Consider the following 16,038-nt stretch of genomic DNA (forward strand, 5'->3'; position numbering starts at 1 on the left):
AGAACAGTGCTTAGAGCAACTATTCTCCCTTTTTCTTTAGGAATTCCTTAACCGGGCTTTTCCATTCAATTTCTGCATTTGGGTAATGAATAAGTATTTCCTTTTCAATCACTTCAAAATCCTCTCGGTCTAACCCTTGAAGTAATTCAGGATTTTTCACCCATACTTGAGCCGAAATGACTTCAAATGCTTTATCCGTCGTGCCTAAATATTTTTCCCCTTCAAATAAAACCCCTTTATAGGTGACAAAGAAATTCTTCCGTACATTTTGCTTTTCGTCATGAAAGTGAAATTGCTTCTTTTCATGAGCAAGTTCAAATTTTCGTTTAGGGTTTGTAATGTATTTAATTGCACTATATATAATCACAATAAACGCAATAATGATTAGTAAACGAAATAATATGACCATTGATAACTCCTCCTATTCTTGGCCTAAAACATTCTTCATTCTTTCTCTTATATACGATTCAAACGAAAAAAGGTTGCACATTTGCTATAATATTAGTGATTTATTTTTGTATCAATTTTATTTTATCTTATACTACAAAGTAAAAGAATGAAAGTATTTAGAAGGAGAGAAATGATTGTGAACTTGAAAAAATTATTTGATATGCAGCGACAGTTAAATGAACGGATCATAAAAGAGCATAAACTGGAAGAACGGAATTTGTTGGCTGAACAAATTTTAGCTCTTGAAGTCGAGCTAGGAGAACTGGCCAATGAGACAAGGTGTTTTAAATATTGGAGCAATAAACCGCCTGCTGAACGTCATATCATATTAGAAGAATATGTAGATGGTCTACATTTTATCCTCTCGTTAGGAATTGTCTTGGAATTTGAAGATATTCAAGTACATACGCAACGTGAAGAAAAGACGATAACATTAGTTCAAGCTTTCCAGCGAGTATACGATATAATTACGAAACTGCATGAGCAGCAAACCTTTGAGAGTTACAAGGAACTATTTGATGACTATTTAATTCTTGGTGAAAAATTAGGGTTTTCGACTGACGAAATGGAGCAAGCTTATTATGATAAGAATGAAGTGAATCATCGTCGTCAGGATGAAGGGTATTAAACATTAAAAGGTGATTGTTTGAGTATCGAAACACACTCGTTTATACTAGAGTAGAATACATATAAGGGAGGACATTTACATATGGCAAACTTAGATCCAACTTTACAAATGTTAAAAGAATTAACAGATGCTAACGGAATTCCTGGTAATGAAAAAGAGCCGCGTGACGTGATGAAACGCTTTATTGAGCCTTATGCGACTGAAGTTTATACTGATAACTTAGGAAGCTTAATCGCTAAGAAAACGGGTTCTCAAGAAGGACCAAAAATTATGGTAGCCGGACATCTCGATGAAATCGGTTTCATGATAACGAGCATTGACGATAAAGGCTATCTGCGTTTCCAAACAGTCGGCGGTTGGTGGGAGCAAGTTATGCTAGCACAACGTGTGACGATTATGACGAAAAATGGTAATGTCCCAGGTGTTATCGGTTCGAAGCCGCCGCATATTCTTTCTCCTGAAGTACGTAAAAAGCCTGTTGATAAAAAAGATATGTTCATTGACATTGGTGCGTCAAGTAAAGAAGAAGCAATGGAGTTTGGAGTTCGCCCTGGAGATGCAGTCGTTCCAGTTTGCGACTTTACCGTAATGAAAAATGAAAAGTACTTAATGGCGAAAGCTTGGGATAACCGTATCGGTTGTGCGATTGCGATTGAAGTACTTAGACAATTAAAAGATGTAGATCACCCTAACACTGTATACGGTGTAGGAACTGTTCAAGAAGAAGTAGGTCTACGTGGAGCTAGAACGTCAGCTCACCTTATCCAACCAGATATCGGCTTCGGTGTCGATGTGGGTATCGCTGGTGACACACCAGGAGTAAGCGAAAAAGATGCATTGGCTAAGATGGGTGAAGGCCCGCAAATCATTATGTATGATGCATCAATGGTATCTCATAAAGGGCTAAGAGACTTTGTGACTTCAACAGCTGAAGAAAACAACATCCCTTACCAATTTGATTATGTGGCAGGTGGAGGAACAGACTCTGGTGCCATCCACTTAACAGCTAACGGGGTGCCGTCACTGTCAATTACGATTGCAACTCGTTATATCCACACACACGCAGCCATCTTGCATCGTGATGATTTTGAAAATGCTGTCAAGCTAATTGTGGAAGTCATCAAAAAGTTAGATACAGATACAGTAAAACAAATTACATTTGATTGATCAGAAGAAAAGTGGAAGCGTCCGTTAAGCGGCGTATGGACTGGAGCGCCCCGTATGAGATAAAGGATACACGGCGAGTGCTAACGAGCAGATGTTGACTTATCGTAAGGAGGGGAGCGAAGTCCACTAGACGCTGGACGCTGCAGCTAGACAAGAAAAGCGAAAGGTGTCTGCTAATCGGCGACAAGCGCTGGAGGACTAACAATATGTGTCCTGCCTTTGGACACATTTGATAGACCGAAGCGACCACGAGCCGATGACACCTGCAGCTAGACAAGAAAAGTGGAAGCGCCCAGCGACGTCTCGCTGGGCGCTTTTGCTTCACATTAAAGAAAGAAAAAAATCCGGCGAAGATCGCCGGATTATCTTTGTAAACCGTTTGTAATTTGTGTAACCATTTGCTGCTTTTGATTTTCATCTGCATTTCTCCAATAAACTTCAAATAACACACCTAAACCAGGTAACATTTTTTCCTCGCCGCTAGCCATTGCGTCTGTAATTGTTGCCTCGACTTGGTCTTCACTGCTACCTTGAACATTTGCTAAAATAGCACCTCTTAAATTAAAGCTCATCGCTAAGCACTCCTTCACTAAGTAGATATTAAATCTTTCCTAGTTTGTGAAATTTTTTAGGGATTATGTATAATTTGGAGGGTATAATTATAAAAAAGAGAGGTAGTTCAAAAAGTCCGGGAAAAATAACTGTCGAATTTCTTCGTTGGTTTGCTTCTGCGGTGCTCACGTATTATAAGCATACGCTGTGCTCCTCGAAGCTACACCGCCTCGAACTTCTCGGTTCTTTTTGTCCTCCTTTTTGAACATGATTGAGAGGAAGTTCAAAAAGTCCGGGAAAAATAACTGAGAAAGTTGATCTTCGACTAAGGGCCCCACGTCCTGTGGGAACGTCGAAGTCACCACATCCTGTGGAAGCTCGTTGGGTTGCTTCTGCGGTCCTTGGAAAAGAAGGTCACTTTTCCGGCGTGCGGTGATTATGCTCACGAAGATACGAGCTTGTGCTCACGTATTATAAGCATACGCTGTGCTCCTCGAAGTTGCACCGCCTCGAACTTCTTGGTTCTTTTTGTCCTCCTTTTTGAATGATATAGCAAATGTATTTTGATAAAGATGAGGAGTTTGTAATGAATCGTATTGAATCAGCTAAAAACCCGAAAGTAAAACAATGGAAAAAGTTACATACAAAAAAAGGGCGCGATACCGATCATCAATTTTTGATTGAAGGAACGCATCTCATAGAAGAAGCTCGGAAATCTGGTATTGATCCTTTAGAATTGATCATTTCTGAAGAGTACGATGTTCCAAAAAACTGGTCGGATTGGCAAGTGCCCATTACATACGTTACGGATCGTGTCATGATGGAGTTAAGTGAGACGAAATCTCCACAAGGAGTCATTGCAATCTGTCAGCAATTTGAACATCAACTTATTCCAAGTCAAGGCCGATACTTATTAATAGACGCCGTTCAAGACCCAGGAAACGTTGGGACGATCATCCGCACGGCAGATGCTGCTGGTGTTGATGGAATTGTTTTAGGAGATGGATCAGTAGATCTTTATAATGGAAAAGTCATTCGTTCCACTCAAGGTTCCTTGTTTCATTTGCCGATTGTAAAAGGTAATTTGTTGGAGTGGATTGAAAAACTGAAGACATTGGATATTCCTGTTTACGGAACAGCTCTTGAAAATGGACAAGACTACAATGAAATAGAGTCACCATCTTCATTTGCTTTAATGGTTGGAAATGAAGGTGAAGGGGTTTCTAAAGAGCTTTTAAAAGAAACGGATGCTAATTTATATGTACCAATCTATGGCAAGGCGGAGTCGTTAAATGTGGCGATTGCTACGGCCATTTTACTTTATGGATTGCGAAATAAATAAATGGACTTGCACTGTGTGTCATTTTTTTCTATACTTTAATAAGTTTGATATTACATATTCGAATATTGTCAAAAGCGTTGAAGGAGAGTAGTAGGCTGTCAATCACCATCTAGGGAGGAAATGTCTTAGACTGAAAGCATTTCTATGGATGAAACAGGTGAATTCACTCTTGAGCTAGCACCGGAACATAGGATGGTTAACTTGTCTTATTAAGGTGTTATCGGTTTAAACCGTTATCTAATGAAGTGAGCAGTAGATAATATCTATTGCTAATAAGGGTGGTACCACGAGCCATCGTCCCTTAATTTGGGGCGATGGCTCTATTTATTTTTAGGTAACAATTGAAATTTGTTATTAAAAGAAGGAGGAAATATAAATGAAAGATCGTTTAGAAGGTCTCAAAAATGAAGCGCTTGAAAAAGTAGTACAAGCTGACTCTTTAAAAGCTTTACAAGACATTCGTGTTGCATACTTAGGAAAGAAAGGTCCGATTACTGAAGTATTACGAGGAATGGGGCAGTTATCAGCTGAAGAACGCCCTCTCATCGGACAAATGGCTAATGATGTTCGTGCGGCGATTACTGAAAAACTAGAAGAAAAAGAAACGCAATTGGAGGCACAAGAAGTAGAGCGTAAATTAGCAGAGGAAAGTATTGATGTTACACTTCCAGGCCGACCAGTGGTAAAAGGGGCTCGTCATCCGTTAACTGCGGTTGTTGAACATGTAGAAGATGTGTTTATTGGAATGGGATTTGAAGTCGCTGAAGGTCCTGAAGTAGAAACAGACTACTATAACTTTGAAGCGTTGAACTTACCGAAAGACCATCCAGCGCGTGATATGCAAGATTCTTTTTACATTACAAATGAACTTTTATTACGTACACATACCTCTCCTGTACAAGCTCGTACGATGGAAAAGTACAAAGGACAAGGGCCGGTTAAAATCATATGCCCAGGAAAAGTATTTAGACGTGATGACGATGATGCAACACACTCTCACCAATTCATGCAAATCGAAGGGCTTTACATCGATGGAAATGTACGTATGAGTGATTTGAAGGGGATGCTAGATACATTTGCAAAACAATATTTCGGTGAAGACCGCACGATTCGTCTTCGACCGAGTTTCTTCCCGTTTACAGAGCCTTCAGTTGAAGTTGATGTCTCTTGTGGGATTTGCGGTGGAAAAGGTTGTCGAGTTTGTAAGCAAACAGGCTGGATTGAAGTACTTGGAGCTGGGATGGTTCACCCGCGTGTACTTGAAATGGGTGGGTTTGATCCGAAGAAGTATAGCGGGTTTGCATTCGGTATGGGTGTGGAACGCCTGGCGATGTTAAAGTACGGTATTGATGATATTCGTCATTTCTATACAAATGACTTACGTTTCTTAGAACAGTTTAAACAGGTATAAGAGGAGGAGAGAATATGTTAGTTTCTTATAAGTGGCTTCAAGAATATATCGATGTGGCTGATTTAACGCCGAAAGAAATAGCGGATAAGTTGACTAAAGGCGGTATTGAAGTAGACATCATTCATTCCCTGAAAAAAGGAATGAGCGGAGTGGTGGTTGGACATGTAGTGGAATGTACTCAACACCCAAATGCAGATAAATTAAGAGTGTGTAAAGTAGATGTAGGTGCAGAAGAACACTTGCAAATTGTTTGTGGTGCAGCCAATGTTGGTGCAGACCAGAAAGTAGCTGTAGCAACAGTAGGTGCTGTATTACCAGGGAACTTCAAAATTAAAAAAGCGAAACTTCGTGGCGAGTTATCACAAGGGATGATTTGTTCACTTCAAGAGTTAGGAATTGAAGGAAAATTAATTCCTAAAGAGTTTGCTGAAGGTATCTATAATTTTCCAGCAGATGTTGAACCTGGCCAAGATGCACTCGAAGTTCTTAATTTAACAGATGAAATTTTAGAATTAGATTTAACGCCCAATCGTTCAGACTGTTTAAGTATGCTAGGTGTTGCTTATGAGATGGCTGCATTGTTAGGTCGCGAGGTAAAACACCCAACAATCACTGAAAGCTCAAGCAATGAAAAAGCATCTGACTATATATCGGTCAAAGTGGAAGCATCAGAAGACAACCCGTATTACGGCGCTAAAATTATTAAAAATGTAAAAATCGGACCATCCCCGTTATGGTTACAAAACCGTTTAACAGCTGCTGGAATTCGTCCGATCAGTAATGTAGTCGATGTAACAAACTATGTCCTGATTGAATACGGTCAACCACTTCATGCTTTTGACTATGATCGTTTTGGATCAAAAGAAATAGTTGTTCGTCGTGCGCGTGACGGAGAAGAAATTGTGACATTGGATGATGAAACCCGAAAGCTAAGCGCTGATCATCTAGTCATTACAAACGGAACAGAAGCAACGGCAGTAGCTGGTGTAATGGGTGGAGCAACTTCTGAAGTACAAAATGATACAACGACAATTCTATTAGAGTCAGCATATTTTAATAGCCAAACGGTTCGCAAGGCTTCAAGAGATTTAGGTCTTCGCAGTGAATCAAGCATGCGCTATGAAAAAGGGGTTGACCCTAAACGAGTGCGTGAAGCAGCTGAACGTGCAGCGCAACTCATAGCAGAGTTAGCAGGTGGAGAAGTTGCAGACGGCATTGTTGAAGTAGATACATTAAATATAGCGGAGCGAGAAGTAACGATTTCAACTGAACAAGTAAATCGACTTCTTGGAACGAGTTTAACAACTGAAGACATTGCAAAAATCTTTGACCGACTCCAATTTTCTTATGTACAAAATGGAGAAGTGTTCGATGTAACGGCACCTTCACGACGAAATGATATTTCGATTACAGAGGATTTAGTTGAGGAAGTCGCGAGGTTGTTCGGTTACGATCATATCCCAACGACATTGCCAATTGGATTAACAACACCTGGGGGATTAACAGATTATCAAGCTGGTCGCAGAAAGGTCCGTCAGTCTCTAGAAGCAGCAGGCCTTTACCAAGCGATTACGTATTCTTTAACAACGCCTAAGAAAGCAACTGGTTTAAGCAATGAAAATGAACATTTAACACCGGTTAAACTTTCGATGCCGATGAGTGAGGATCGAAGTACGTTAAGAACGAGCTTAATTCCTCATTTATTAGATGTTATCAGCTACAATTTAAACCGCAAAGTTAACAATGTGGCGATCTATGAAGTAGGTTCCATCTTCCTATCAGAAGAAAAAGAAGTCACAAAGCAACCGACTGAAAAAGAAATGGTGGCAGGAGCCTTTACGGGAATTGCACATAGTCATTTATGGCAAGGTGAAAAGAAAGCAGTAGACTTTTTCGTAGCAAAAGGTGTAGTTGAAGCGCTAATTTCAGAGCTTGGTCTAAGTCACTTGATCGCTTTCGAACAAACGAAAAAGCCTGGACTCCACCCTGGACGTACAGCTTCGATCGTACTCGACGGAAGTGAAGTTGGCTTTATCGGTCAAATTCATCCAACGTTACAAAAAGAACTAGACTTGAATGAGACATATGTGTTCCAAATCGATTTAGAGCAATTGCTCAACTACAAGCAAGACGATGTAGCTTACGAGCCAATTCCGCGCTACCCTTCCATCTCTCGTGATATTGCTCTCGTTGTGGATGAAGCGGTTCATGCAGGAAAAGTGCAACAAGTGATCGTCACTGCTGGCGGTCAATTATTAAAGAATGTACAGTTGTTTGACCTATATCAAGGCGAGCATATGGAAGCGGGTAAAAAATCGCTAGCATTTTCACTTATGTATTTTGATCCAGAGCGCACGTTAACAGATGAAGAAGTCAGCCAAGTTCATCAAAAGGTTTTAGATCAATTAAAAACAGAAATCGGAGCAGAGCTAAGAGCTTAAGCTCCTAAGAGAGGGCAGAGGAACTGTTTATCGTTCCATCTGCTCTTTTCTGCCTTTTGAATAGAGTAAGTATAAAATTCTAAGGTGTCTAGCTCCAGGCGCCATCCGCTCGAGGTCGCTTCGGGTCAGCAAACGTGTCTAAAAGGCGAGACACGTATTGCTGGCCCTCCAGCGCTTGTCGCCGATAAGCAGGCGCCTTGCGCTTTTCTTGTTAAAATAATTAGAAATTATCGTCAGAAATGACTAATAGGCTTGGCTTTATATTTTCAACACCGGCGCTTCATGTTATGATAGAACTTAGGATTTTTCAAATTGCTAATTATGGAAGTAGTAAGAAGCCATAGATCGTGATAGGAGGCTTTTTGGGTGTCAGAGGAAAGAGAAACTGAACGAACTCGCACGACTGTATCAATATACGGCCAGCAATATACGATTGTTAGTGAAGAGGGAGCTGCACATGTTAAAGAGGTAGCTCAACATGTCGACCAAAAAATGAAAGAAATTCGCAAACGTAATACATTGTTAGATACAACTAGACTGGCAGTTTTAACTGCACTTAATGTCGCTGACGATTATGTGAAAATGACTAAAAGGCTAGAACAACTAGAAGCGAAATTAAAGGAAGAGGACAAAAAAGATGTTTAGTTTACTAATATTTTTTATATTAATTAGTAGTTTTTTCATTGGCTTAAAGAGGGGTTTCATCCTCCAACTGATCCATCTCGCAAGTTTTTTTGCGGCATTAATTGTAGCTTATCTCTATTACGGGGAACTAGCTTCATATATTCGCTTATGGATCCCGTATCCACAATTTTCGAGCGATAGTGCATTTTCCATGTTTATCGAAGCATTTAATTTTGAAAGTGTATATTATTCAGGTATAGCTTTTGCCATACTGTTTTTCGGTACGAAAATCGCTTTGCATATTATCGGTTCAATGCTAGATTTTGTTGCACATTTACCGATCTTAAGAACGATTAATGGCTGGCTTGGCGGCATTTTATGTTTCTTAGAAGCTTATTTAATTCTATTTATTGTTCTTCATGTTGCAGCGCTATTACCGGTTGAATTTGTTCAAGAACAGTTACAAAAATCCTCACTTGCACATCTGATCTTAGATTATACTCCATTTTTATCAAGTTGGATTAAGGAAATTTGGATTAATAATAAGTTGTAAAAACTGGGCGTCGTAATAATGCTCAGTTTTTTATTTGATTTTTACAGACTATTATTTGTATGATCATTAAGATAGTAATTTTTAAAATAGATAACGGACACAATTTGGCTAATAAAAAATCCAAATCAGACAATAAAAATGAAAAACGGACAATAAAATTAGAATTTGGACAATAAAATTAGAAATCAGACAATAAACTAATCAAATCGGACAATAAAACCTTCAAACGAGGCTCCATGATGGAGTTTTAGCAGAAATCTAAACTCCATAGTTATAAATAGAAATTATAGAGAGGACGAGGAATGTGAATAAGAAAGAAGTCATTAAAGTACTCGAACTTATTGCGATATATATGGAAATTAAAGGCGAGAACTCTTTTAAGGTTTCAGCGTACCGTAAAGCGGCTCAAGCGTTAGAAAGTGATGAACGAACATTAGCTGAAATTGAAGATCCTTCGAAATTGAAAGGGATCGGTAAAGGAACAAGTGAAGTAATCTTAGAGTTAAAAGAAAATGGTACTTCTTCCTTATTAGAAGAATTGCAAGCTGAGTTACCATCGGGCTTAATTCCATTATTAAAATTACCTGGATTAGGCGGTAAAAAAATTGGGAAGCTTTATCAAGAATTAAATGTAACGGATCTTGAAAGTTTGCGAGAAGCTTGCGAGTCGAAAAAAGTTCAAGTGCTGGCTGGATTCGGTAAGAAGACAGAAGAAAAAATTCTCGTTGCGATTGAAGAAGTGGAAAAGCGTCCTGAGCGGTTTCCGATCGCTTATGTTCTTCCAATTGCAGTTGAAATTGAAAAGCAGTTAGAGCAATTCGATCATATTGAACGGTACTCAAGAGCAGGCAGCTTGCGAAGATTAAGGGAGACTGTAAAAGATCTTGATTTTATCATCAGCACGAACGACCCTGAGAAAGTAAAAGAACAGCTGTTAAGCCTTCCACGCATTGTTAACGTAATTGCGGCTGGAAACACGAAAGTATCAGTCGAGTTAGGATACGACTATCCTGTGGGAGTTGACTTTCGTCTAGTAAAACCTCATGAGTTTGCAACGACACTTCATCATTTCACAGGTTCTAAAGACCATAATGTGAAAATGAGACAGTTAGCGAAAGAACGAGGCGAGAAAATCAGCGAGTATGGAGTTGAGAATGTAGAAACAGGTGAAGTAAAGACGTTTGAAACCGAAGAACAGTTTTTCAAACATTTTAACCTTTGCTTTATCCCGCCGGAAGCTCGTGAAGATCAAGGAGAAGTAGAAACATCGAGGGAGACCTTAGATCTTATTGATCTAAAAGATATTCAATCTGATTTACACATGCATACAACATGGAGTGACGGGGCTTACTCTATTAAAGAGATGGCTGAAGCCGCTCGGGCCAAAGGATATTCGTACATTGCGATTACTGATCATTCGCAGTATTTAAAAGTAGCCAACGGTTTAACAGAAGAACGTCTAATAGAACAAATGAAAGAAATTAAACGAGTAAATGAAGAATACGATGATTTTAAAATCTTTACAGGTATAGAGATGGATATATTACCGAATAGTACACTAGATTTCTCAGATGAATTATTAGAGCAAGTTGATTTTGTTATCGGCTCCATCCACTCTTCCTTTTCACAAGACCGAGAAACGATTATGAAACGATTAACGACTGCATTACGTAACAACCATGTAGACTTAATCGCTCATCCAACGGGTCGCTTAATCGGACGACGCAGTGGATATGATGTAGATATCGAAATGCTCATTCAATTAGCGAAAGAAACGGACACAGCCCTCGAGCTAAACGCAAACCCGCATCGACTTGACCTGTCAGCTGAGTGGCTCAAAAAAGCACAAGATGCAGGGGTCAAACTGTCTATTAACACCGATGCTCACCATTCGGATCATTTTGATTTTATGGAAATTGGTGTAGGTGTTGCAAGAAAAGGAATGATAAAAAAGGAAACGGTTATTAATACGTTCACGAGAGAAGAGTTTGAGCGATTTATTAACCGACATCACTAATACGTATAGTGAACTAGAAGGGAGCAATTGCTCGTGCAAGAAAGAATTATTAGAGTTTTAGAATATGAAAAAATGAAGAAACAACTTATAGAACACGTTTCTTCATCATTAGGAAGATCGAAAGTAGAGCAGTTAATACCATCTACTTCGATTGAAGAAATCTCGCAAAGACAAAATGAAACATTTGAAGGAACAAAGGTTTTACGTTTGAAAGGACAAGCTCCTTTAGGTGGTATATTTGATATAAGAGCAAGTGTGAAAAGAGCAGGGATAGGCGGTTCATTATCCCCATCCGAGCTTATTGAAATCAGTAGCACGATATATGGCGGGCGCAGATTTAAGCACTTTATAGAAGACTTAGCGGAAGATGGAGTTGAAATTCCGTTATTACAACAGTTGGCAGAAAATATCGTTCCGTTAACTGATCTTGAACGAGCCATTAAACAATGTATTGATGACTATGGTGTAGTGTTAGACTCAGCGAGCTCCGCTTTACGAACGATCCGCCATCAAATTCGCAGCTTTGAATCGGGGATCCGTTCGAAGTTAGAAAATATCATCCGCTCTTCGTCGACGCAAAAAATGTTATCAGATGCCTTGATTACGATTCGTAATGACCGCTTTGTTGTCCCTGTAAAACAAGAGTACCGCGGATCCTTTGGTGGAATTGTTCACGATCAATCTGCATCAGGAGCGACATTATTCATTGAGCCCCAAGCTGTCGTTACAATGAATAATCAACTAAGGGAAGCGAAGGCAAAAGAAACGAAAGAAGTAGAACGTATTCTAGCTGAACTATCAGCTCATGTTGGTGAACATACCGACGAATTACTTGTGTATGTCGATATTTTAGGAGACGTTGATTTTATTTTTGCTAAAGCTCACTATAGTAAACGTCTTAAAGCTGTTCAGCCTAAGTTAAATACGGACGGACAAGTACAGCTGTTTCAAGCAAGACATCCACTCATTGCGGATGAAGAAGTTGTACCAATTGATGTGGAGCTAGGAAAAACCTTTTCTTCTTTGATTATTACGGGGCCGAATACGGGCGGAAAAACAGTTACATTGAAAACGATTGGTTTACTAACTCTGATGGCGCAATCCGGTTTGCACATACCAGCAGAAGAAGGGTCAGAAACGGCAGTGTTCCAAACCGTATTTGCAGATATCGGCGATGAACAATCGATCGAACAAAGCTTAAGTACGTTTTCTTCTCATATGGTCAATATTGTTGATATCTTAAAGAAGGTCGATCATGAAAGCCTCGTCTTATTTGATGAGCTTGGAGCTGGAACTGATCCGACTGAAGGGGCTGCCCTAGCGATTGCTATTTTAGACCATGTGTATCGTTGTGGTGCGAGAGTTGTTGCTACCACCCACTATAGCGAATTGAAAGGGTACGCTTATAATCGTGAAGGCGCAATGAACGCCAGCGTGGAATTTGATGTTGAAACACTACGTCCGACATATCGCTTATTAATCGGTGTGCCCGGCCGAAGTAATGCGTTTGCGATTTCAAGAAGACTAGGTCTATCAGAAGAAATTATTGATTTGGCTAAAGCACAAATTAATACGGAAAACAGTCAGATTGAAAACATGATTGCTTCGCTTGAGGAGAGTAAAAAGTCTTCACGAGCTGAATGGGAAGAAACCATTAAGCTTAGGGAAGAAGCTGAAAAATTACGAAATGACCTCATTGAGAAGCTAGAGTTGCTAGAAGATGAAAAAGATCAAGTGATGGCTGAAGCTGAGAAGAAAGCAGAAGATGCTGTAAGTAAAGCACGTCAAGAAGCAGAAGGAGTCATAAAAGATCTTCGTAGACTGCAAAAAGATGCAAATGTAATAAAAGAACATCAGCTCATTGAAGCGAAAAAGAGATTAGAAGAAGCAACGCCTTCATTAAAAAATAAGAAGAAGCAACAAAAGATAAAGAAAGCAGCGAAACGCCAAGAATTAAAGCCTGGAGATGAAGTTAAAGTCATTAGTTTCGGGCAAAAAGGCCATATCGTTGAAAAAGTGAATGAAAAAGAGTACCAAGTACAACTAGGCATCATGAAAATGAAAGTGCACATCGACGATATTCAATATTTAGATCGTCCAAAGCCTGTTGAAACGAAACCATTAGCGACTGTAAAAGGAAATGACCATCATGTAAAGCCTGAACTCGACTTAAGAGGACAAAGGTATGAAGAAGCGTTAATAAAACTAGAAAAATACCTCGATGATGCCCTGCTTGCTGGATATCATCAAGTTTCAATTATTCACGGGAAAGGTACGATGGCTCTTCGAAAAGGAGTTAAAGAATATCTAAAAAAACACCGGCATGTTAAATCCTCACGAGATGGAGGCATGAATGAAGGTGGTCTCGGAAATACAGTTGTTGAATTTAAGTAGATAAAAGGCGGTTATAGCAATGGGGAATCTATTTGAAAATGTTTATATTCAAACCGCAGCTTACTACAGTGTATCCGTACTTGCAATTATTGTGTTTTTAGCGGTGTTTGAAATCGTAACGAAATATAACAATTGGGAGGAAATTAAGAAGGGGAATATCGCGGTCGCTTTGGCAACCGGAGGGAAAATATTTGGTGTGGCTAATATTTTTCGGTATTCAATCCTTCATAACGATTCATTACTAGAAATGCTCGGTTGGGGAGTTGTTGGATTCATTTTACTATTATTGTGTTATTTCATGTTTGAATTTTTAACACCAAGTTTTAAGGTAGATGATGAAATTGCTAATGATAACCGTGCTGTAGGTTTTATTGCGATGACCATTTCAATAGCTCTTTCTTATATCATTGGTGCTAGTATTATGTCTGCGTAATTGGAGTAGGAGGAAAAGAATTGGAAACACTTTGGAAAGTACTTTATATTTTATGTGGAGTATTTATACTAATAGGAGTTATTTTTATGGCGTTTAACTTATAGAATAATACTATAAAGAGAGTAAAAAAGTAGCGATAGAAACATTTTTATATGTTTTTGTCGCTTTTTTCTAAAAATTTTAAAAAATTAGTTTAAATTTGTAACCGTTTACACTACAATAGAGTATAGAGAGGGAATGGATTGGAAAGGAGACGAATATAAAAGGGAGGTTTTTAACTGTGACTACTACGGTTGAAAAGCGTTGGCTGAAGCATTACCCAGAAGAAATACCTACATCGATTCAATATCCTGAAAGGAGCCTTCAATCGTTCTTAAAAGAAGCTGCAGAGCAGGTACCAGATAAGAAGGCGATTCACTTTTTAGGAAAAGAATTATCGTACCAGGAGCTTTACACGTTATCGAAGAAATTTGCGAACCAATTACAAGGAATTGGAGTAAAGAAGGGTGATCGAGTAGCTATAATGCTAGCAAATACTCCTCAGTCTGTTATCTGCTACTATGGAGCACTTATGGCAGGAGCTATCGTAGTACAGACCAATCCACTATATGTTGAGCGAGAAATTGAACATCAGATGAATGACTCTGGTGCAAAAGTCATCGTGTGTCTTGACTTAGTATACCCGCGTGTGGCGAAAGTTCGTAATAAAACGAACCTTGAACATGTTATTGTCACAGGCATAAAGGACTATTTACCTTTTCCTAAAAATTTAATTTATCCATTTATTCAAAAGAAAAACACAGGAATTACCGTAAATATTACGTATGATGCAAAAACATTAAACTTTGCTGAATTTCTTAAAGCGGGATCTGAAAAGGAACTTGATATTAAAGTATCGCCAAAGGAAGATTTAGCACTTTTACAATATACGGGCGGGACAACGGGTGTAGCGAAAGGTGTTATGCTCACTCACCATAATTTAGTCACTAATACAACCCAATGTTTACATTGGATGTATAAGATGGAGAAAGGCGAGGGAAGAGTTCTTGCGGCATTACCTTTCTTCCATGTTTACGGAATGACGGTTATTATGAATGTTTCGATCATGTATCAGTCTAAAATGATTGTTGTTCCTAAGTTTGAACCAAAAGATGTATTAAAGACTATTGATAAGCAAAAAGTTACGATTTTCCCAGGTGCGCCAACGATGTATGTGGCATTGATTAATCATCCTGAGATTAAAAATTACGACTTATCATCAATTGAAGCTTGTTTGAGCGGTGCTGCTCCATTACCGCTTGAAGTTCAACAATCGTTTGAAAAGTTAACGGGCGGAAAACTCGTTGAGGGATACGGTTTAACCGAAACGTCGCCAGTAGCGATTTCAACTCCAATTTGGGGTAAACGTAAGGAAGGAAGTATCGGTGTACCTTGGCCGGATACAGAAGCAGCTGTTTTATCAGCCGAAACTGGTGAATTTTGTGAGCCTGGAGAAGTCGGTGAAATTATCATTCGTGGACCGCAAGTTATGAAAGGATATTGGAACCGTCCTGAAGCGACGGCTGCAACGTTCAAAGATGATTGGTTCTTAACTGGAGATATGGGGTACATGGATGAAGACGGATATTTCTATATCGTTGACCGTAAAAAAGATATGATCATCGCAGGTGGATTTAATATTTATCCACGTGAGATTGAAGAAGTTTTATATGAGCATGATAAAATTCAAGAAGCGGTTGTTATCGGTGTTCCAGATCCATATCGTGGTGAGACGGTTAAAGCATTTGTTGTGCTTAAAGAGGGTACTAGTTTAACAGAAGAAGAACTAAACAAATACTGCCGTGAGAATTTAGCGGCCTATAAAGTTCCAAAACTATATGAGTTTAGAAATGAATTACCGAAAACGTTAATTGGAAAAATCTTAAGACGTGTACTCGTCGACGAGGAAAAAGCCAAGTACGCGGATAAAGCAAATGAGGATAATAAACAAACTTCATAAGCACAAAAAGCAGCTGCCATATGGGCA

14 protein-coding genes and 1 other annotated feature are annotated in these 16,038 nt (G+C 39.1%); of the genes, 12 read left to right on the forward strand and 2 right to left on the reverse strand.

The window, feature by feature from the left end; genetic code table 11:
- Window positions 1-19: 19 nt before the first annotated feature.
- Window positions 20-409, reverse strand: a complete 390-nt coding sequence (locus tag N7Z68_RS03105; protein WP_275116992.1) for a sigma-w pathway protein ysdB — start codon at window positions 407-409, stop codon at window positions 20-22.
- Between the two features lie 171 nt (window positions 410-580).
- Here N7Z68_RS03105 and N7Z68_RS03110 point away from each other — a divergent pair, with 171 nt between their 5' ends.
- The 3 genes from N7Z68_RS03110 (at window position 581) to N7Z68_RS03120 (ending at window position 2,630) form a co-directional block, all read left to right on the forward strand.
- Window positions 581-1,078: a dUTP diphosphatase gene (locus N7Z68_RS03110; RefSeq protein WP_275116993.1), complete on the forward strand. Its 498-nt coding sequence runs from the start codon at window positions 581-583 to the stop codon at window positions 1,076-1,078.
- 81 nt (window positions 1,079-1,159) lie between these two features.
- Window positions 1,160-2,245 carry a M42 family metallopeptidase gene (locus tag N7Z68_RS03115; RefSeq protein WP_275116994.1) on the forward strand — a complete coding sequence of 362 codons (1,086 nt, stop codon included), beginning with the start codon at window positions 1,160-1,162 and terminating at the stop codon, window positions 2,243-2,245.
- Between the two features lie 208 nt (window positions 2,246-2,453).
- The gene (locus tag N7Z68_RS03120) at window positions 2,454-2,630 is read left to right on the forward strand and encodes a hypothetical protein (protein ID WP_275116995.1); all 177 of its coding nucleotides are present in this window, start codon (window positions 2,454-2,456) and stop codon (window positions 2,628-2,630) included.
- Here the strand turns inward: N7Z68_RS03120 and sspI are convergent.
- Window positions 2,608-2,817, reverse strand: coding sequence for a small acid-soluble spore protein SspI (gene sspI, locus N7Z68_RS03125; protein ID WP_275116996.1), 210 nt, complete (start codon window positions 2,815-2,817; stop codon window positions 2,608-2,610). The genes N7Z68_RS03120 and sspI overlap by 23 nt on opposite strands.
- A gap of 566 nt (window positions 2,818-3,383) precedes the next feature.
- Here sspI and N7Z68_RS03130 point away from each other — a divergent pair.
- The 9 genes from N7Z68_RS03130 (at window position 3,384) to N7Z68_RS03170 (ending at window position 16,011) form a co-directional block, all read left to right on the forward strand.
- A complete protein-coding gene (locus tag N7Z68_RS03130; protein ID WP_373323095.1) occupies window positions 3,384-4,139 on the forward strand; it encodes a TrmH family RNA methyltransferase in 756 nt (251 codons plus the stop codon).
- A gap of 68 nt (window positions 4,140-4,207) precedes the next feature.
- Window positions 4,208-4,444 (forward strand) — a binding site (T-box leader).
- A gap of 71 nt (window positions 4,445-4,515) precedes the next feature.
- The gene (pheS, locus tag N7Z68_RS03135) at window positions 4,516-5,550 is read left to right on the forward strand and encodes a phenylalanine--tRNA ligase subunit alpha (RefSeq protein ID WP_275116998.1); all 1,035 of its coding nucleotides are present in this window, start codon (window positions 4,516-4,518) and stop codon (window positions 5,548-5,550) included.
- A gap of 14 nt (window positions 5,551-5,564) precedes the next feature.
- Complete coding sequence (gene pheT / locus N7Z68_RS03140) at window positions 5,565-7,991, forward strand: phenylalanine--tRNA ligase subunit beta (RefSeq protein WP_275116999.1); 2,427 nt, start codon at window positions 5,565-5,567, stop codon at window positions 7,989-7,991.
- Between the two features lie 366 nt (window positions 7,992-8,357).
- Entirely contained in the window at window positions 8,358-8,636 is a 279-nt protein-coding gene (gene zapA / locus N7Z68_RS03145) for a cell division protein ZapA (RefSeq protein WP_275117000.1), read from the forward strand.
- A complete protein-coding gene (locus tag N7Z68_RS03150) occupies window positions 8,629-9,168 on the forward strand; it encodes a CvpA family protein (protein WP_275117001.1) in 540 nt (179 codons plus the stop codon). The genes zapA and N7Z68_RS03150 overlap by 8 nt, the downstream gene beginning before the upstream one ends.
- Before the next feature lie 304 nt (window positions 9,169-9,472).
- On the forward strand, window positions 9,473-11,185 hold the full coding sequence (gene polX / locus N7Z68_RS03155) for a DNA polymerase/3'-5' exonuclease PolX (RefSeq protein ID WP_275117002.1): 1,713 nt from the start codon (window positions 9,473-9,475) through the stop codon (window positions 11,183-11,185).
- Window positions 11,186-11,218: 33 nt separating this feature from the next.
- Window positions 11,219-13,579 carry an endonuclease MutS2 gene (locus tag N7Z68_RS03160; RefSeq protein ID WP_275117004.1) on the forward strand — a complete coding sequence of 787 codons (2,361 nt, stop codon included), beginning with the start codon at window positions 11,219-11,221 and terminating at the stop codon, window positions 13,577-13,579.
- A 19-nt stretch (window positions 13,580-13,598) separates the two neighbouring features.
- Window positions 13,599-14,012, forward strand: coding sequence for a DUF350 domain-containing protein (locus N7Z68_RS03165; RefSeq protein WP_275117005.1), 414 nt, complete (start codon window positions 13,599-13,601; stop codon window positions 14,010-14,012).
- 280 nt (window positions 14,013-14,292) lie between these two features.
- Complete coding sequence (locus tag N7Z68_RS03170) at window positions 14,293-16,011, forward strand: long-chain-fatty-acid--CoA ligase (protein WP_275117006.1); 1,719 nt, start codon at window positions 14,293-14,295, stop codon at window positions 16,009-16,011.
- The last annotated feature ends 27 nt before the right edge of the window (window positions 16,012-16,038 follow it).

The organism is Alkalihalobacterium chitinilyticum (assembly GCF_029028005.1).
GTDB classification, from domain to species: Bacteria; Bacillota; Bacilli; order Bacillales; family Bacillaceae_F; genus Alkalihalobacterium; species Alkalihalobacterium chitinilyticum.